A 16,607-nucleotide genomic window follows, 5' to 3' on the forward strand; every position below is an offset into this window, starting at 1 on the left:
TTTTTTATAGAAGTGGCATCATCACTTCTGGGGGGCGCGGCCCCGGGGGCGGCGGCCCCCGGCGGGGCGCCCCCCGACCGGTCGGCCCCGACCGGTCGGGCCCGGTCCGGACGGATCAGCCGAACGCCGTCTGGATCCGCGAGCGGTCCACCCGGTAGGGCTCCGGCTCCTGGTCCAGGCCGACGTCGTTCAGGAACTCCTGCTTGATCGCGTTCTGGTTGGTCTCGTCGTGCCAGGCGTCCTTGGCCACGCCCGCCGCCGTCTGCCCGGCCGCCTTGAGGTTGCCCTTGACCGTGTTGTCACCGATCTGGACGCCGTCCCGGTCGCCCTCGTCCATCCCCATCCAGTCCTCGACCTGGCCCTGGGCCCAGGACTCGGCCTTCTGGGCGGCCTTGTCGGTGACCTTCTGGGCGATCTTGGCGGCCTTGGTCCCGTCCTGCTCCAGGGTCCGGAGCCTGTTGAAGGTGCTCTCGACCTTCTTCATCTTCTCCATCACCTTGGCGATGTCGCCGAGCTTCCGGGCCGCCTTCACCGCCTTGCCCATCTCCTGCAGGGCCTTCAGCAGTTCCTCCAGCGCCTTCGCCAGCTTGGTGGACACCTGGGCCACCCGGGCGATGAAGACGCCGATCTCCGCCTCGTCCAGGATCGCGCCGACCACCGCGGCCGCGCCGAAGGTGACCACCGTCAGCACCGCCTCCGCGGCCAGCGACACGATCAGCGACTCGATCGCCTCGGTGATGATGTCGATCACCATCCCCTCGGCCACCTCGCACTCCTGCGCGGCCGAGTTGATGATCTGCGCGGTCTGCATCATCTCTTCGGCGGTCTGGTCGAGCGCGTCCGCGACGTCGCCCATGTGACCGCCGAACGCGTCGCTCGCCGACCCCGACCAGGTCTCCGCCACCGGCATCACCCCGGCGCGCAGCTCCGCCGCCACCGACCGCACCGCACCCGCCTGGGCCTGCCACTCCATCGTGGCGTAGTTCAGCTCGTCCAGCTTGCCGGTGACCTTCTCCAGCGCGTCCAGCAGGCCGGACTCCTCCAGCGCCTTGACGACCAGCCCGTCGATCGCCCCGCTCAGGCCGCTGCGCGACTTGTGCTGGGCCTCCTCCAACTGCTGGATCTTCTCCTCGACCTGCTTCTGGGCCCACGCGTACGCGTCACTGCGCCCGGCCGGCATCCCGCCCGCCGGCCCCCCGAGCCGCCCGGGCTGGGTGACCGGGACGCCGTACCCGCCCCCCGGCGACACGTACGCGGGCTGGGTGCTCCAGCCCTCCGGCCCCGCCGCGCCACCGTCCGCACCGGGCTGGACGGCCGAGCGGGCGGCCTCCACCGCGGCCGCCCCGAAGTGGGCCGCTGGCTCCTCCGACTCCCCCTCCCCGCCCTCGGACGAACCGAACACCCGGTCGCCGGCCCAGTCCCCGGCCTTGCTGCCGAAGTTGCCCGCCGCACTGGTGACGAAGTTCTTGGCACCCTCGGCGGCCGTGTCCTTGGCCCCCTGCACCAGCCCGCCGCCGAACCACGTCCGCCGGTCCGCCCCGGCCGGCTCCTCGCCCTCCGGCTCGGACGCCGGCGCGGTGGCCGTCTGCCGCGTGGTGGTGGTCCCCTGCCCCGCGGTGGGGCGGATGTTCTCCGGACGGCCCACCGTCGGCGTCGAAGCGCCGGTTCCGTGGCCGGTCGGGGCCGGCGACGTCGCCGTCCGCTGCTGCGCCATCAGCTTGCGCGGGTCCTCCACCGTGGGCTGCCTGCCCGACGTGCTGCCGCCCCTCCCGCTGCCGGTGTCCGCCTTCTTCTTCGGCTTCGGCGTCATCGGTTACCGCCCCCCATGGTGCCGACCACGTACTCCTCGTGGTCCGTGTAGTTCTGCGACACCCCCGACAGCCCCTGCGAGGTGCCGTCCACCGCGCTGCCGAGCATCCCGACGTTCTCGTGGCTGGCCCTGGCGTGCTCCTGGTACGCCGACGCCAGGTGCTGGGCGTTCGGCAGGTGCCCGAACGCGTCCGACGAGATGGTGATCGCAGCGGTGGCCGCCGCGATCCGGTTCAACTGCTCGGCCTGTTCGGCCAGCAGCGACGAGTACCGGTCGAGCGCGCTGGGCTCGACCTGAAACCCGTTGTCCCCCATGGCAGTTGCCTTCCTCCGTCGGGCCTCGTACGTCCATCCGACAGGCCGGTCATCCTACTGATCAGCATGCAAAGGATGAGCAAACCGATGCCCGAAAAGGACTGACGTGACAGCTGTTGTTCCCTCAGAATGGCCTTGGATCCAGGGGGGGTTGACATGAGTGGACGACAGAAGGCATTCCTGGCCGGGCTGCTGGCCGCGCTCGTCGTCGCGGCGGCGGTCCTGCTGTGGCCCGACCACGAGAAGCCCGCCGCCGCCCCACCCCCGCCGAGCCCCTCCCCCAGCCCGAGCCCGAGCCCCAGCCCGTCGAAGACCTACCCGTACCCGTTCTACCCGCCGGGCACCTGCCTGCTGATGCCGTGGATGAGCGAGGTGAAGGACAGCACCGTCGTCTCGTGCGAGCAGTCGCACGACGCCGAGACCACCGCCAACGTCGTGATGCCCGACGGCCTGACCGACGACCGTTCGATCAACAAGGCCCTGCTGGAGCTCTGCACCCCGTCGCTGCAGGGGGTGCAGAAACAGCAGGGCGGCCTGGACCTGTACAACAACAGCCCGATCGTCCCGCTGACGAAGTACTACCAGCAGGGGTACCGTGATGCCAGCTGCACCGTGACTGTCAGCAACCAGCAGCCGGACCGCAAGCTGACCGGCCACCTGCACTGACGCCGTACGCTGGGTGCATGGTGAGTCTTGCGCAGGGTGAACGGGCCCGGTTGAGTCGGTTGTTGGCGGCGGCGGGCCCCGAGGGGCCGACGCTGTGCGAGGGGTGGGCGACGCGGGACCTGGCGGCGCACCTGGTGGTGCGGGAGGGGCGGCCGGACGCGGCGGCGGGGATCCGGGTGGGTGCGCTGGCGGGGTGGACGGAGCGGGTGCAGGGGAAGGTCGCGGGGCGGGGGTACGAGGGGCTGGTGAAGTCGTTCCGGTCGGGGCCGCCGGCCTGGTCGCCGTTCAACCTGCCGGGGGTGGACGGGGCGGCGAACCTGGTGGAGTTCTTCGTGCACGCGGAGGACGTCCGCCGGGCGGTGCCGTTCGAGCCGGAGCCGGTGGGGGCGGAGCTGGCGGAGGCGCTGTGGAAGCGGCTGCCGGCGGTGGCCCGGTTCGGGGACGCGAAGGCGCCGGTCTCGTTGCGGCTGGTGCACCCGGACGGCCGGGAGGCGCTGGTGCGGCGGCGGGGGACGCCGGTGGTGACGGTGCGCGGGGAGCCGGGCGAGCTGGTGCTGTTCCTGTACGGGCGGGGGGCCCGGGCCGCGCTGGTGGCGGAGGGGGTGCCGGAGGCGGTGGAGACGCTGGCGCACGTGCTGCCGCTGCCGGAGCCGTCGGGGTCGCGGGACTGACGGCGCGTCGGTCCGTTCTGTCCGGTCGGTGTGCCAGCCTTGCCGTGACCTGACGGTCCGACGACCCCGTCCCCGCACCTCCAGGAGCGCGCCATGGTGAGCACCGACCTCCGGCCCGGTACGCCGAACCGGATCGACCTCGGCAGTCCGGACCTCGCCGAGTCCGAGCTGTTCTACGGGTCGGTGTTCGGTTGGGAGCTGGAACCGGCCGGACCGGGTGGCCGCGGGTTCTTCCGCGCCGGGGGCCGGCGGGTGGCGTCGCTGGGGCCGCTGTCGGAGGCGGAGGCGCTGCCGTCCTGGACGGTGTGCTTCCGCACGGCGGACGCGGACGCCGTCGCGGCGGCGGTGGAGCGCTCGGGCGGCACGGTGCGGGTCCGGCCGGCGGGGCTGCCGGGGCAGGGGCGGTCCGCGCAGTTCACCGATCCGGTCGGCGGCCGGTTCGCGGTGTGGCAGTCCGAGGGGGCGGCGGAGGTCGTCGCGGGGGCGGAGGGCGGGCCGGGCACGCTGTGCTGGGTGGAGTTGCACACCCCGGACGTGCCGGGGTCGCTGCGGTTCTACCGGGGCCTGTTCGACTGGCGGGCCCGGGCTTCCGAGCTGCCGGGGGTGGAGTACACGGTGCTGGGCCCGGCGGCGGGGCCGGCGGACTTCGGCGGGGCCACCGGCGTGCACCCGCGGGTGGACGTGGGCTGGCTGGTGCACTTCGCGGTGGCGGACGCGCTGCTGGCCACCGACGAGGTGCGGCGCGCGGGCGGCAGCATCCTGGTGCCGCCGGAGCCGGTGCCGACGGTGGGCCGGGTCGCGGTGCTGGCGGATCCGTTCGGCGCCCAGTTCGCGATCCTGGAGCCGGAACCCCGCCGCTAGGCCCGGTCCGGTCGATCTTGTCGGATCGGCGCGCGGCACCGGGCCCCGCCGGCTGGGGCCGGGCTCGGAACCCCGCCGGCCGGTCGGCGCGGCGGGGCCCGGCGGGGTCTCAGCGGACGGGGTGGCCGGTGGTCCGGAGTTCGTCCTTGACCTGGCCGATGGTCAGGTCGCCGAAGTGGAAGACGCTGGCGGCGAGGACGGCGTCGGCGCCGGCGTCGACCGCGGGGGCGAAGTCGGCGAGCTTGCCGGCGCCGCCGGAGGCGATGACCGGGATGGTGACGGCCTTGCGGGCGGCCCGGATCATCTCCAGGTCGTAGCCGTCCTTGGTGCCGTCGGCGTCCATCGAGTTGAGCAGGATCTCGCCGGCGCCGAGTTCGGCGGCGCGCACCGCCCACTCGATGGCGTCCAGGCCGGTGCCGCGGCGGCCGCCGTGGGTGGTGACCTCGAAGCCGGAGGCGGTCTCGGTGCCCTCGGGGCAGCGGCGGGCGTCGACCGAGAGGACGAGCACCTGGCGGCCGAAGCGCCGGGCGATCTCGCGGATCAGTTCGGGGCGGGCGATGGCGGCGGTGTTGACGCCGACCTTGTCGGCGCCGGCCCGCAGCAGCTTGTCGACGTCCTCGACGGCGCGGACGCCGCCGCCGACGGTGAGCGGGATGAAGACCTGCTCGGCGGTGCGGCGGACCACGTCGTAGGTGGTCTCCCGGGAGCCGGAGGAGGCGGTGATGTCGAGGAAGGTCAACTCGTCGGCGCCCTGGGCGTCGTAGAGCTTGGCGAGTTCGACCGGGTCCCCGGCGTCGCGGAGGTTCTGGAAGTTGACGCCCTTGACGACGCGTCCGGCGTCCACGTCCAGGCAGGGGATGACGCGTACTGCGAGTGTCACTGCTGGGTGCCTTCCAAAGTGCGGGCCAGGCCGGGCCGGTGGGCCTCGACCTCGACCTCGACCATCATCCGGGAGTCGGTGAGGCCCTGGACGACCACCATGGTGGTGACCGGGCGGACCTCGCCGAAGAGTTCCTCGTGCGCGCGGCCGACCTCGTCGCGGTCCCGGACGTGGGTGAGGTACAGCCGGGTGCGGACCACGTCGGCGGCGGTGAGTCCGTAGCGGTCGAGCGCGCCGAGGGCCGTCCGGAAGGCGGCCAGCGTCTGCTCGTACGGGTCGCCCTCGGCAGCGGCGTCGCTGTCGTCGAGGGCGGTGCAGCCCGCGACCAGGACGAAGTCCCCGGCCACCACCGCCCGGGAGAATCCGTACTGGTCCTCGTAGGGGGACCGCTCGGACGGGCGGGCGGCGGTGGTCGGGGTCTCGTCGGTCATCGGGACACAGCCTCCAGGGCCTCTTCGAGGGTGAACTTCTGCTCGTAGAGCGCCTTCCCCACGATCGAGCCCTCGACGCCCTCCGGTACCAGGGTGGCGATGGCACGCAGGTCGTCGAGGGACGACACGCCGCCGGAGGCGACGACGGGCCGGTCGGTGGCGGCGCAGACGTCGCGCAGCAGCTGCAGGTTGGGGCCGGTCAGGGTGCCGTCGCGGTTGACGTCGGTGACCACGTAGCGGGCGCAGCCCTCGGCGTCGAGGCGGGCCAGCACGTCGTAGAGCTGGCCGCCGTCGCGGGTCCAGCCGCGGCCGCGCAGGGTGGTGCCGACCACGTCGAGGCCGACGGCGATCTGGTCGCCGTGCTCGGCGATGACCTTGGCGACCCACTCGGGGCTCTCCAGGGCGGCGGTGCCGAGGTTGACCCGGGTGCAGCCGGTGGCGAGGGCGGCGGCGAGCGACTCGTCGTCGCGGATGCCGCCGGACAGCTCGACCTTGATGTCGAGGCGGCCGGTGACCTCGCGGAGCAGCTCGCGGTTGCTGCCGGTGCCGAAGGCGGCGTCGAGGTCGACCAGGTGCAGCCACTCGGCGCCGGCGCTCTGCCAGGCGAGGGCGGCGGCGAGCGGCTCGCCGAAGGAGGTCTCGGTGCCGGAGGCGCCCTTGACCAGGCGGACCGCCTGGCCGTCGCGGACGTCGACGGCGGGCAGCAGTTCGAGGCGGTTGGTCATGTTCTGAAGGACTCTTCCGTCGTCAGAGGGTGTCGACCCAGTTGGTCAGCAGGGCGGCGCCGGCGTCGCCGGACTTCTCGGGGTGGAACTGGGTGGCCCACAGCGGGCCGTTCTCCACGGCGGCGACGAACGGCTGTCCGTGGGTGGCCCAGATCACCTTGGGGGCGCGGATCTTCTCGGAGTGCGTCTCCAGCACCCAGTGCCGCACGCCGTAGGAGTGCACGAAGTAGAACCGGGTGTCGGGGTCCATCCCGGCGAACATCCGGGTGTCCGCCGGGGCGTCGACGGTGTTCCAGCCCATGTGCGGGACGATCGGGGCGTCCAGCGGCTCGACCACGCCGGGCCACTCGTCGCAGCCGGCGGTCTCGACGCCGTGCTCGACGCCCTTCTCGAACAGGATCTGCATGCCGACGCAGATGCCGAGCACCGGGCGGCCGCCGGCCAGCCGGCGGCCGATGATCTGTTCGCCGCGGACCGCCTTGAGGCCGCGCATGCACGCCTCGAAGGCGCCGACGCCGGGCACCAGCAGGCCGTCGGCGTCCAGCGCCCGCTGGAAGTCCGAGGTGACGGTGACGTTCGCGCCGGTGCGTTCGACGGCGCGCTGGGCGGAGCGCAGGTTGCCGGAGCCGTAGTCCAGCACCACCACGTTCTTGGACATCTGTGGGTCTCCTAGGGGCGCGCGGCTAGAGGCGCATGACGCCGGCGGCCAGGCACATGGCCGAGGCGAAGCCGAGGACGAGGATGACGCCCTTGGGCAGCTTCTGCTTCCAGAACGACCAGACGCCGCCCGCGAAGAAGAGCCCGAGGATGATGAACAGCGTGGCCATCAGAGCGCGCCCTTGGTGGACGGCAGGATGCCCGCGGCGCGCGGGTCGCGCTCGGAGGCGTAGCGCAGCGCCCGGGCGAGGGCCTTGAACTGGCACTCGACGATGTGGTGGGCGTTGCGGCCGTACGGCACGTGCACGTGCAGGGCGACCTGGGCCTGGGCGACGAAGGACTCCAGGATGTGCCGGGTCATCGTGGTGTCGTACGCGCCGATCATCGGGGCGATGTTCTCGGGCTCGGTGTGCACCAGGTACGGGCGGCCGGAGAGGTCGACGGTGACCTGGGCGAGCGACTCGTCCAGCGGGACGGTGCAGTTGCCGAAGCGGTAGATGCCGACCTTGTCGCCGAGCGCCTGCTTGAAGGCGGCGCCGAGCGCGAGGGCGGTGTCCTCGATGGTGTGGTGGGTGTCGATGTGCAGGTCGCCCTCGGTCTTGACGGTGAGGTCGAAGAGGCCGTGGCGGCCGAGCTGGTCGAGCATGTGGTCGTAGAACCCGACGCCGGTGGAGACGTCCGTCTTGCCGGTGCCGTCGAGGTCGATCTCGACCAGGACGGAGGTCTCCTTGGTGGTGCGTTCGACGCGGCCGATGCGGGACATTCGGGGTTACAGCTCCTTGCTCAGGGAGGAGACGGCGCTCAGGAAGGCGTCGTTCTCGGCGGGGGTGCCGGCGGTGACGCGCAGCCAGCCGGGGACGCCGTTGTCGCGGATCAGCACGCCCTGGTCGAGGACGGCCCGCCACGCCGCGTGGGTGTCGGCGAAGCGGCCGAACTGGATGAAGTTGGCGTCGGACTCGGTGACCTCGAAGCCCAGCTCGCGCAGGGCGAGCACCACCCGGTCGCGCTCGGACTTCAGCCGGTCGACGTAGCCGAGCAGGGTGTCGGTGTGCTCCAGGCAGGCCAGCGCGGTGGCCTGGGTGACGGCCGAGAGGTGGTAGGGCAGCCGGACCAGCTGGACCGCGTCCACCACGGCCGGGTCGGCGGCCAGGTAGCCGAGCCGCAGGCCGGCCGCGCCGAACGCCTTGGACATGGTGCGGCTGATCACCAGGTTGGGGCGGCCCGCCAGCAGCGGCAGCAGCGAGGCGCGGTGCGAGAACTCGACGTACGCCTCGTCGACGACCACCATGCTGGGCCCGGCGGCCTGCGCGGCCTCGTACAGGGCGAGCACGGTGTCCGCCTCGACGGCGGTGCCGGTCGGGTTGTTCGGCGAGCAGACGAACACCACGTCCGGGCGGAGCTCGGCGATCGCCGCGCGGGCCGCGTCCAGGTCGATGGTGAAGTCGGCGTTGCGCGGGCCGGAGACCCAGGCGGTGCCGGTGCCGCGGGCGATCAGGGCGTGCATCGAGTATGAGGGCTCGAAGCCGATCGCGGTGCGGCCGGGCCCGCCGAAGGTCTGCAGCAGCTGCTGGAGCACCTCGTTGGAGCCGTTGGCGGCCCAGACCTGGTCCTTGCCCACCTCGAAGCCGGTGGTGTCGGTGAGGTACTGCGCCAGGCCGGTGCGCAGCTCGACCGCGTCCCGGTCCGGGTAGCGGTTGAGGTGGCGGGCGGCCTCGGCGACCCGCTCGGCGATCCGGGCCACCAGCGGCTCGGGCAGCGGGTACGGGTTCTCGTTGGTGTTGAGCTGGACGGGCACGTCCAGCTGCGGTGCGCCGTACGGGGACTGGCCGCGCAGTTCGTCCCGGATGGGCAGGTCGTCGATCTTGGTCACGCGCCGGGTACCGTCCAGTCGAATCGGGCTTTGACAGCGTCGCCGTGGCCGGGCAGGTCCTCGGCCGCGGACAGGTTGACCACGTGCGCGGCGATGCCGGCCAGCGCGGCGCGGTCGTACTCGACCACCTGGACGCCGCGCAGGAAGGTCTGCACGGACAGGCCGGAGGAGTGGCAGGCGCAGCCGCCGGTGGGCAGCACGTGGTTGGAGCCGGCCGCGTAGTCGCCCAGCGAGACCGGGGTGAAGCGGCCGAGGAAGATCGCGCCCGCGTTGCGGACCCGCTCGGAGACGGCGTGCGGCTCGGCGGTCTGGATCTCCAGGTGCTCGGCGGCGTAGGCGTTGACCACCGTGAGGCCCTGCTCCAGGTCGTCGACCAGGATGATGCCGGACTGCGGGCCGCCGAGCGCCTCGGCCACCCGCTCGGAGTGCTTGGTCCGGGCGACCTGGGCCTTCAGTTCGGCCTCGACCGCGTCGGCCAGCAGCGGCGAGGCGGTGACCAGCACGGAGCCGGAGGTCGGGCCGTGCTCGGCCTGGCTGATCAGGTCGGCGGCGACCTCCGCGGCGTCCGCGGTGTCGTCGGCGAGGACCATGATCTCGGTCGGGCCGGCCTCCGAGTCGATGCCGATCCGGCCCGCGAACAGGCGCTTGGCGGCGGCGACGTAGATGTTGCCGGGGCCGGTGACCAGGTTGACCGGGGCGCACTCCTCGGTGCCGAGGGCGAACATCGCCACCGCCTGGGCGCCGCCGACCGCGTACACCTCGTCGACGCCGAGCAGCGCGCAGGCGGCCAGGATGGTCGGGTGGACGCGGCCGCCGAACGCCTTCTGCGGCGGCGAGGTGACGGCGATGCCGGCCACCCCGGCCTCCTGGGCGGGCACCACGTTCATCACCACGGAGGACGGGTAGACCGCGAGGCCGCCGGGCACGTAGAGGCCGACCCGGTCGACCGGCACCCAGCGCTGGGTGACGGTGCCGCCGGGCACCACCTGGGTGGTGTGGCCGACCCGGCGCTGGTCGGAGTGGACGGCGCGGGCGCGGCGGATCGACTCCTCCAGCGCGGCGCGGACCGCCGGGTCCAGCTGCTCCAGGGCCTCGGCGATCTGCCCGGCCGGGACGCGGGTGGACTCCAGCCGGACGCCGTCGAAGCGCTCGGTGATCTCGATCAGCGCCGCGACCCCGCGATGGCGCACGTCCTCGGCGATCGGCCGCACCTTCTCCAGGGCGGCTTCGACGTCGAACTCGGCACGGGGCAGCACGTCGCGCGGGTCCGTGGAGGAGCCGCGGAGGTCGATTCGAGAGATCACAGGCCCAAGTGTAAGGAGTGGCGAAAAGCGACAGCCCGGCATTTCAGTCCGTGATACGAAGGGTGAGACGAAACCAAGATCAACAGGGGGAGCCGTGGAGCAGGCGCCGGACGACTGGACCGACACCGAGCGCGGCCTGTGGGACGCCTTCCGGCAGGGCGAGGTGTACGACCTGCGGGCCGGGCGCGGCCGCGCCCGGCTCCTGCTGCCCGCCCCCGTCGGCCGGACCGTCCGCCCCGACGGGGAGGAGCACGGCCCGGACGACCCGTTCGCCGCCGGGGAGTGGGGCCCGGAGCGCACCGTCCGGGCCGAGGTGATCGCCCGGCTGCTGCTGCACGGCCCCGCCGCCGCCCCCGGCAAGGTCACCGCGCTCAAGCTCACCGGCGCCCGGATCACCGGCGAGTTCACCCTGGCCGGCGGCCGGATCGACTGCTACGTCGAGTTCCAGCTCTGCCGCTTCGAACGCAAGCTGCTGCTCTCCGAGGCCACCGCCGGCACCCTGCGGATCGTCTCCTGCGCCCTCCCCCGGCTGGAGGCGTCCCGGCTGGCCAGCGAGGGCGACGTGCACCTCGCCCGCTGCGGCATACCCGGCGGCGTCCGGCTCACCGACGCCCGGATCGGCACCGACCTGCTGCTCAACCAGTCCGCCGTCGGCCCCGACGCGTACGGGCGGGCGGTGTCCGCCGACGGGATCTCCGTCAACCAGGACTGCGAGGCCGAACGCCTGGACCTGCTCGGCGAGTTGAGCCTGCGCTCGGCCCGGATCGGCGGCCGGCTCTCGCTCCGCGGCGGCTCGCTGCGGGCCGCCGGCCCGGACAACCCGAACGCGATCAACGCGGCCCGGATCACCGTCGGCCACACCCTGTACCTGTCCGGCTCGGAGGACGCCAACTGGTCCGGCTCGCGCACCGTCTACGGCTCCGGCTACGGCGGCTCCACCGTCGCCGCCCCCTACCGGGACACCACCCACACCCCGTTCCGCTCCTGGGGCCGGATCCGGCTCTCCGACGGCCGCTTCGAGAACGCCGTGCTGATCACCAACGCCGAGTTCCACCTCGGCGAGGGCGAGGAGCTCACGCTCAGCCGGATCCAGACCCCCGAACTGCGCTTCACCTGCGACACCCCGCCCACCGGCGCCGTCAGCCTCAACCGGGCCCGGATCGGCAACCTGGTCGACGCCCCCGCCGCCTGGCCCACCGAGCACCACGTCTCGCTCACCGGCTTCAGCTACGAGTCGCTGCGCCCCGCCGAGCCCTTCCCGCTGGAGCGCCGGATCGCCTGGGTCGACTCCGGCCGGGAGTTCCGCCCCGAGGCGTACGAGCAGCTCGCCGCCGCGCTGCGCCGCGACGGCGCCGACGAGGACGCCCGCACCGTCCTGTACGCCAAGCAGCGCCGCCGCCGGCGCACCCTGCCGCTGCCCGGCCGGGTCTGGGGCCACCTGCAGGACGCCGCCGTCGGCTACGGCTACCGGCCCGGCCGGGCCGCCGCCTGGCTGGTCATCGCCTGGGTGCTCGGCACCGCCTACTTCGCCGCGCACCGGCCCGCTCCCGTCAAGGCCGACGAGCACGTGCTGTGGAACCCCGCCCTGTACGCGGCCGGCAAGGTCCTGCCGCTGATCGACCTCGGCCAGAACGGCTGGGACCCCGACCGCCCCGGCCAGTGGGTCGCCACCGCCCTGGTGCTGACCGGCTGGGTGCTCGCCACCACCGCCGTCGCGGGCGTCACCAGGCTGCTCCAGCGCGGCTGACACCCCGGCGGCGGACAACTGCGGCGCGGCGGCGGCCCGCCGCCAACTACGCTGTGCGCCGTGACTGATCGGCTCCCGCTCTTCCCGCTGAACACGGTCCTGTACCCGGGCCTGGTGATGCCCCTGCACGTCTTCGAGGAGCGCTACCGCGACCTGGTCGCCGACCTGCTCAAGCAGCCCGAGGACGCACCCCGCCGCTTCGGCGTGGTCGCCATCAAGGACGGCCGGGAGACCGCGCCCGTCCGCGAACTCGACGCCCCCGCAGGCCCGTTGGACGGCATCGGCACCCCCGGCGGCGACCCGCTGGACGCCCTCTACCCGGTCGGCTGCGTCGCCGACGTGGCCTCCGTCCGGGAGCAGCCCGAGGGCCGCTACGAGCTCCTCGTCACCGGCACCACCCGGTTCCGGCTGCGCGCCCTCGACGCCACCGGCCCCTACCTGGTCGGCGAGGTCTCGGTGCTGCCCGAGGAGCCCGGCGAGGGCTCCGGCGCGCTCGCCGCCGGGGTCGAGCGGGCCTTCCGGACCTACCAGAAGCGGCTGGCCGGGGCCCGCGAGGCCAGCCTGAGCGGCGAACCCGACCTCCCCGACGACCCGCAGGTGCTCTCCTACCTGGTCGCCGCCGCCGCCGCGCTGCCGGTCAAGGTCAAGCAGGAGCTGCTCGCCTGCCCCGACACCGCCCAGCGGCTGACCCGCGAACTCGCCCTGCTCCGGCACGAGAGCGCGGTCCTGGCGAAACTCCCCTCCCTGCCCGCCGTCGACCTCACCCGCCAGGCGTTCAGCCCCAACTGAGGACCGCCCCGAGGACCACCGAGGACCACCCCTTGGCCAAGAAGAAGACCGCCGGCGGCACCCCCGCCACCGTCGCCCTCGACACCGCCGGCGTCCCGTTCACCCTGCACGAGTACGCCCACGACCCGGCCGCCGCCTCCTACGGCGCCGAGGCCGCCGAGGCGATGGGCGTCCCGCCCGACCGGGTGTTCAAGACCCTGCTCGCCGAGGCCGACGGCGCCCTCGCCGTCGCCGTCGTCCCGGTCTCCGGGCAGCTCGACCTGAAGGCGCTGGCCGCCGCGCTCGGCACCAAGCGCGCCGTGATGGCCGACCCGGCCGCCGCCGAACGCTCCACCGGCTACGTGGTCGGCGGCATCTCCCCGCTCGGCCAGCGCCGCAGGCTCCGCACCGTGGTCGACTCCGGCGCGCTGGCCCACCCCACCGTCTTCGTCTCGGCGGGCAAGCGCGGCGCCGAGGTCGAACTCGCCCCGGCCGACCTGGTCCGCCTCACCGCCGCGCTCACGGCCCCCATCGCCAGGGGCTGAGCCGGGGGCCGGGCGCGAGGGCCCGGCGGCCCGACAGCCACTGCCGCCCGGCGGCTACTCCTACTCGGCGGCTACTGCTGCTCGGCCGGGGGCTCGGGCCGGGCCGGTTTCCGCAGCGACGGGCCCGGCTCCGGCTCCGGCGCGCCCTGCTCGACCTGCTCGGCCCGCTGCTGCACCGGCTCCTCCGCCGGCTGCGGCACCGACTCCGGCTCCGGCTGCTGCACCGGCTCCGGCTCCGGCGCCGGCTCGGTCTTCCGGAACGACACCGGCTGCCAGGGCGCCTGCGCCGGGTCCGGGGCGGCCCAGTACGGGGGACGGTCGGGCTCGCGCTTGCCGAAGGTCGCGGAGAGGAAGAGCAGCACGATCATCGCCGTCATCGGCCAGACCATCAGCGCCCCCTTCGCCGAGAGTTCGAGCGGCCCGTCGAAGGTGCCGCCGTTGCCGACGGCCCGCGCGTGCGCCCGCAGGTCGGAGGTGGCACCGAGGTGGGTGCCGAGCTTCCAGGCGACGAACGAGCCGAGCAGGCCGCCCGCGGCGAGGCCGACGGCGACCCCGATGCCGCCGCCGCGGGCCCGGGTCCACAGGAACGCGCCCAGCGCGGTGAGCAGCCCGAGGCCCAGCCCGAGCAGCGAGAAGACGCCGACCGCGCCGATCAGCTCCTCGCCCTCGGGGTCGCGGTAGAGGATGTGGTTGTCCTGGACGGCGTAGCCGACCCGGGGGGCGAGCCAGAGCCAGAGCAGCCCGAGGACCACGCCGAGGACCGCCCCGACGGCGGTGATGACCGCTCCGATCTGCAGCTCGGGGCCGAGCGGCGGCCTCGCGGGGGCGGGCGGCTGCAACGGGAGGACCGGGGGGTGGGGAGTGGGCCCGGACGGGTTGCCCGCAGGTGTGTTCGGTACGGTCACGACCCCATCGTTTCATGCGCACCTGAGAAGCCGCCGGTCTCCACCCGACAACTCCCCCGGAGCCCGCCGTCAGCGCGCCGCGCGCCGGTAGGCCCAGGTGGCGAGGGTGAGCGAGACCAGGCCGACGGCGGCGCAGACGCCGAGGTCGAGGACGATCCGGGCCCAGTCGGGGTGCGGGGCGAAGGTGAGCGCGAAGGCGTCGACGCCGTAGCTGGAGGGGAGCAGGTCGCGGAGCCACTGGACCGGCTCGGGGAGCCGGGAGGCGGGCAGGACGCCGAGCAGCAGGGCGGCGGACATGCCGAGCTGTCCGGCGAGGGTGGCGAGTTCCTGGCGGGGGGCGAGCAGGCCGAGCGCGGCGCCGAGCCCGGCCAGCGCGGCGCCGGAGAGCGGGATGACGGCCAGCAGGATCCACATCCGGGCGAACGGCAGCTCGAACATCCAGCTGCCGATGCCGGCGGTGACGAAGACGCCGGGGACGGTGAAGGAGGCGTACGCGGCGGCGGTGCCGAGCACCACGGAGGCGGGCGGCACCGGGAGGGTCGCGTAGTGGTCGAGGCCGCCGGTGGCGCGCAGCTTGCCGAAGTACTGGGCGAGCAGGTTGAGCGCGACGAAGGCGACGACCAGGACGGCGGAGCCGGCCACCACGGCGTGCGCGGAGGGGTTGTCGCCGGGGTCGACGACGCCGCGCATCATGACCAGGATGCCGACGGACTGGAAGGTGGCGACGAACAGCAGCGGGATCCGGGAGACCTTGGCGCGGGCCAGCTGGGCCCGGTAGACGGCGGCCAGCGCGGGCAGCAGCCGGGCGGCGGGGGCGAGCGGGGCGGGCCCGGTGGCGACGGCGGGGGCGTCGAGCAGGGTCATCGGGCGAGTCCTCCGGTGCGGCCGCCGAGGCGGAGGTAGGCGTCCTCCAGGGTGGGGGTGGCGAGGGTGAAGTCGTCGAGGGCGGCGAAGGCGGGGCCGGTGGTGACGGCGGCGACCAGTTCGCGGGCCTCGTCGGGGGTGGTGCGCAGGGTCCAGCGGCGGCCGGTGCGCTCGGCGCGTTCGGCGAGCGCGGCGACGGCGGGGACGCCCAGCGGGGCGTCGGTGCGCCAGACCAGGTCGAGCCGGACGTGGCCGTCGACCAGGGCCTTGAGGCCGCCGGGCGTGTCACAGGCGATGACCCGGCCGGCGTCGATCACGGCGACCCGGTCGAGGACGGTCTCGGCCTCGATGACGTTGTGGGTGACCAGCAGCACGGTGGTGCCGCGTTCGGCGCGGCGGCGGTCGACGGCGCTCCAGACGGCGCGGCGGGCGACCGGGTCCATGCCGGTGGTGGGTTCGTCCAGGACCAGCAGCGGGCGTTCGCCGATCAGGACGGCGGCGAAGCAGGCGAGGCGGCGCTGGCCGCCGGAGAGCTTGGCGAGCGGGCGGTGGGCGAGCGCTTCGAGGCCGAGTTCGGTGATCGCGTCGGCGGTCTCGGCGCGGGCGGCGGCGCGGGACAGGCCGCGCAGGCGTCCGGTGGTCTCGGCGGCCAGCGCGACGGTGAGCTCGTCGAGGGCGGTGGACTCCTGGCCGAGGTAGCCGAGCAGCCGGGCGGCCCGTTCGGGGTGCCGGACGACGTCGTGGCCGAGCAGGTCGACGCGGCCGGCGTCGGGGCGGAGCAGGCCGGTGAGCTGGCGCACCAGGGTGGACTTGCCAGCGCCGTTGGGCCCGAGCAGGCCGAAGACCTCGCCGCGGTGGACGACGAGGTCGATGCCGTCGTTGGCCCTGACCTCGGCGCCGCCCGTCCGGTAGGTCTTGACCAGGCCGCTGACCGTGCAGCAGCTCTGCGGTGGCTTGCTCACGACGGAAGACTCTACGCGCCGTAAGGGGCGTTCCGGACACGCGGGGTCCGGATGGCGGCCGGGGCGTCAGCGGTCCTCCAGCGCCCCCGCGGGCTGCCGGGCGTCGGGGACGCGGGCCGCGAGCTCCTTCCAGAACCCCTCCCGGATCGCGTACCTGTCCTGCTCGTCGATCTGGTCCTCCTTGTGCGCGAGCAGCCCGAAGCGGGCGGCGTAGCGCAGCAGTTCGCCGTCCAGCCGGTGCGGGATGCGCGGGTGGTCGGTCCACAGCAGCGCGGGGCGGTCGGTGTCGGCGAGGCGGTCGAGCCAGCGGCGGGCGAAGACCTGGCCGACCTCCTGCGGGTCGCCGCCGACGCTGGTGATGTCCTCCTCGCGGTCGGCCCAGCGCTGGGCGGAGGTGGTGAGCCGGTCCAGGGTGGGCAGGGCGTCGGCGGCGGTGGCGGTGTCGGCCCGGTCGACCAGGCCGCGGTCGGAGGACCAGCGCAGCACCGGCCCGGTGGGGGCTGGGACGGGGGCGGCCGGGGCGGGGGGCGGGCCGGTGGCGGCGCGCCCGGCCAGGTCCTTGGGGGTGGGGATGACCCGCAGCGGGGTGCCGCGGACCGGGGCGGCGGCGGCCGCGGCGGCGGGGGC

Annotated in this window: 19 protein-coding genes and 1 pseudogene; 6 read left to right on the top strand and 14 right to left on the bottom strand. The window is 74.2% G+C overall.

Annotated features, from left to right (window positions below; translation table 11 throughout):
• Positions 1 to 115 precede the first annotated feature (115 nt).
• A complete protein-coding gene (locus ACWEO5_RS33955; RefSeq protein WP_452165968.1) occupies positions 116 to 1,810 on the bottom strand; it encodes a WXG100 family type VII secretion target in 1,695 nt (564 codons plus the stop codon).
• Complete coding sequence (locus tag ACWEO5_RS33960) at positions 1,807 to 2,124, bottom strand: hypothetical protein (RefSeq protein ID WP_344558965.1); 318 nt, start codon at positions 2,122 to 2,124, stop codon at positions 1,807 to 1,809. Before ACWEO5_RS33960 ends, ACWEO5_RS33955 begins: the two co-directional genes overlap by 4 nt.
• A gap of 156 nt (positions 2,125 to 2,280) precedes the next feature.
• Between ACWEO5_RS33960 and ACWEO5_RS33965 the strand changes: the two genes are divergently transcribed.
• The 3 genes from ACWEO5_RS33965 to ACWEO5_RS33975 all read left to right on the top strand — a co-directional run bounded on the left by ACWEO5_RS33965 (position 2,281) and on the right by ACWEO5_RS33975 (position 4,322).
• Complete coding sequence (locus ACWEO5_RS33965; protein ID WP_452165969.1) at positions 2,281 to 2,790, top strand: septum formation family protein; 510 nt, start codon at positions 2,281 to 2,283, stop codon at positions 2,788 to 2,790.
• Positions 2,791 to 2,807: 17 nt separating this feature from the next.
• The gene (locus ACWEO5_RS33970) at positions 2,808 to 3,461 is read left to right on the top strand and encodes a TIGR03085 family metal-binding protein (RefSeq protein WP_452165970.1); all 654 of its coding nucleotides are present in this window, start codon (positions 2,808 to 2,810) and stop codon (positions 3,459 to 3,461) included.
• A gap of 93 nt (positions 3,462 to 3,554) precedes the next feature.
• The gene (locus tag ACWEO5_RS33975; protein WP_452165971.1) at positions 3,555 to 4,322 is read left to right on the top strand and encodes a VOC family protein; all 768 of its coding nucleotides are present in this window, start codon (positions 3,555 to 3,557) and stop codon (positions 4,320 to 4,322) included.
• A gap of 109 nt (positions 4,323 to 4,431) precedes the next feature.
• On the opposite strand, the gene hisF is transcribed toward ACWEO5_RS33975, so the two are convergent.
• The 8 genes from hisF to hisD are packed head-to-tail and all read right to left on the bottom strand — an operon-like array spanning position 4,432 to position 10,189.
• Positions 4,432 to 5,202, bottom strand: coding sequence for an imidazole glycerol phosphate synthase subunit HisF (gene hisF, locus ACWEO5_RS33980; protein WP_452165972.1), 771 nt, complete (start codon positions 5,200 to 5,202; stop codon positions 4,432 to 4,434).
• Positions 5,199 to 5,633 (bottom strand): RidA family protein, encoded by a 435-nt coding sequence (locus tag ACWEO5_RS33985; RefSeq protein ID WP_452165973.1) that lies wholly within the window; start codon positions 5,631 to 5,633, stop codon positions 5,199 to 5,201. The genes hisF and ACWEO5_RS33985 overlap by 4 nt, the downstream gene beginning before the upstream one ends.
• A complete protein-coding gene (gene priA / locus ACWEO5_RS33990) occupies positions 5,630 to 6,358 on the bottom strand; it encodes a bifunctional 1-(5-phosphoribosyl)-5-((5-phosphoribosylamino)methylideneamino)imidazole-4-carboxamide isomerase/phosphoribosylanthranilate isomerase PriA (protein WP_030463807.1) in 729 nt (242 codons plus the stop codon). Before priA ends, ACWEO5_RS33985 begins: the two co-directional genes overlap by 4 nt.
• A gap of 22 nt (positions 6,359 to 6,380) precedes the next feature.
• Positions 6,381 to 7,016, bottom strand: a complete 636-nt coding sequence (gene hisH, locus ACWEO5_RS33995) for an imidazole glycerol phosphate synthase subunit HisH (RefSeq protein WP_344558949.1) — start codon at positions 7,014 to 7,016, stop codon at positions 6,381 to 6,383.
• Positions 7,017 to 7,041: 25 nt separating this feature from the next.
• Positions 7,042 to 7,185, bottom strand: a complete 144-nt coding sequence (locus ACWEO5_RS34000; RefSeq protein WP_344558947.1) for a hypothetical protein — start codon at positions 7,183 to 7,185, stop codon at positions 7,042 to 7,044.
• Entirely contained in the window at positions 7,185 to 7,778 is a 594-nt protein-coding gene (gene hisB, locus ACWEO5_RS34005; protein ID WP_030463810.1) for an imidazoleglycerol-phosphate dehydratase HisB, read from the bottom strand. The genes ACWEO5_RS34000 and hisB overlap by 1 nt, the downstream gene beginning before the upstream one ends.
• Before the next feature lie 6 nt (positions 7,779 to 7,784).
• A complete protein-coding gene (locus tag ACWEO5_RS34010; protein WP_452165974.1) occupies positions 7,785 to 8,885 on the bottom strand; it encodes a histidinol-phosphate transaminase in 1,101 nt (366 codons plus the stop codon).
• Positions 8,882 to 10,189, bottom strand: coding sequence for a histidinol dehydrogenase (gene hisD / locus ACWEO5_RS34015; protein WP_452165975.1), 1,308 nt, complete (start codon positions 10,187 to 10,189; stop codon positions 8,882 to 8,884). Before hisD ends, ACWEO5_RS34010 begins: the two co-directional genes overlap by 4 nt.
• Before the next feature lie 94 nt (positions 10,190 to 10,283).
• Here hisD and ACWEO5_RS34020 point away from each other — a divergent pair, with 94 nt between their 5' ends.
• The 3 genes from ACWEO5_RS34020 to ybaK are packed head-to-tail and all read left to right on the top strand — an operon-like array spanning position 10,284 to position 13,249.
• Complete coding sequence (locus tag ACWEO5_RS34020; RefSeq protein ID WP_452165976.1) at positions 10,284 to 11,936, top strand: oxidoreductase; 1,653 nt, start codon at positions 10,284 to 10,286, stop codon at positions 11,934 to 11,936.
• Positions 11,937 to 11,996: 60 nt separating this feature from the next.
• Complete coding sequence (locus ACWEO5_RS34025) at positions 11,997 to 12,725, top strand: LON peptidase substrate-binding domain-containing protein (protein WP_344558941.1); 729 nt, start codon at positions 11,997 to 11,999, stop codon at positions 12,723 to 12,725.
• A 32-nt stretch (positions 12,726 to 12,757) separates the two neighbouring features.
• Positions 12,758 to 13,249, top strand: a complete 492-nt coding sequence (gene ybaK / locus ACWEO5_RS34030; RefSeq protein ID WP_344558940.1) for a Cys-tRNA(Pro) deacylase — start codon at positions 12,758 to 12,760, stop codon at positions 13,247 to 13,249.
• 71 nt (positions 13,250 to 13,320) lie between these two features.
• On the opposite strand, the gene ACWEO5_RS34035 is transcribed toward ybaK, so the two are convergent.
• The 4 genes and pseudogenes from ACWEO5_RS34035 to ACWEO5_RS34050 form a co-directional block, all read right to left on the bottom strand.
• The gene (locus ACWEO5_RS34035; RefSeq protein WP_452165977.1) at positions 13,321 to 14,154 is read right to left on the bottom strand and encodes a hypothetical protein; all 834 of its coding nucleotides are present in this window, start codon (positions 14,152 to 14,154) and stop codon (positions 13,321 to 13,323) included.
• 69 nt (positions 14,155 to 14,223) lie between these two features.
• The gene (locus ACWEO5_RS34040) at positions 14,224 to 15,018 is read right to left on the bottom strand and encodes an ABC transporter permease (protein WP_344558938.1); all 795 of its coding nucleotides are present in this window, start codon (positions 15,016 to 15,018) and stop codon (positions 14,224 to 14,226) included.
• Complete coding sequence (locus ACWEO5_RS34045) at positions 15,015 to 15,980, bottom strand: ABC transporter ATP-binding protein (protein WP_380272907.1); 966 nt, start codon at positions 15,978 to 15,980, stop codon at positions 15,015 to 15,017. Before ACWEO5_RS34045 ends, ACWEO5_RS34040 begins: the two co-directional genes overlap by 4 nt.
• 66 nt (positions 15,981 to 16,046) lie before the next feature.
• Positions 16,047 to 16,607 (bottom strand): annotated as a pseudogene (locus tag ACWEO5_RS34050) (NYN domain-containing protein); the annotation flags it as partial.

It is taken from the genome of Kitasatospora sp. NPDC004272 (assembly GCF_053603035.1).

Coding starts and splice junctions, on each gene's coding strand:
- ACWEO5_RS34000 (WP_344558947.1), bottom strand. CDS start 7,185: ATGGCCACGCTGTTCATCATCCTCGGGCTCTTCTTCGCGGGCGGCGTC.
- ACWEO5_RS33985 (WP_452165973.1), bottom strand. CDS start 5,633: ATGACCGACGAGACCCCGACCACCGCCGCCCGCCCGTCCGAGCGGTCC.
- ACWEO5_RS33970 (WP_452165970.1), top strand. CDS start 2,808: ATGGTGAGTCTTGCGCAGGGTGAACGGGCCCGGTTGAGTCGGTTGTTG.
- ACWEO5_RS33960 (WP_344558965.1), bottom strand. CDS start 2,124: ATGGGGGACAACGGGTTTCAGGTCGAGCCCAGCGCGCTCGACCGGTAC.
- hisH (WP_344558949.1), bottom strand. CDS start 7,016: ATGTCCAAGAACGTGGTGGTGCTGGACTACGGCTCCGGCAACCTGCGC.
- ACWEO5_RS34040 (WP_344558938.1), bottom strand. CDS start 15,018: ATGACCCTGCTCGACGCCCCCGCCGTCGCCACCGGGCCCGCCCCGCTC.
- ACWEO5_RS33965 (WP_452165969.1), top strand. CDS start 2,281: ATGAGTGGACGACAGAAGGCATTCCTGGCCGGGCTGCTGGCCGCGCTC.
- priA (WP_030463807.1), bottom strand. CDS start 6,358: ATGACCAACCGCCTCGAACTGCTGCCCGCCGTCGACGTCCGCGACGGC.
- ACWEO5_RS33955 (WP_452165968.1), bottom strand. CDS start 1,810: ATGACGCCGAAGCCGAAGAAGAAGGCGGACACCGGCAGCGGGAGGGGC.
- hisB (WP_030463810.1), bottom strand. CDS start 7,778: ATGTCCCGCATCGGCCGCGTCGAACGCACCACCAAGGAGACCTCCGTC.
- ACWEO5_RS33975 (WP_452165971.1), top strand. CDS start 3,555: ATGGTGAGCACCGACCTCCGGCCCGGTACGCCGAACCGGATCGACCTC.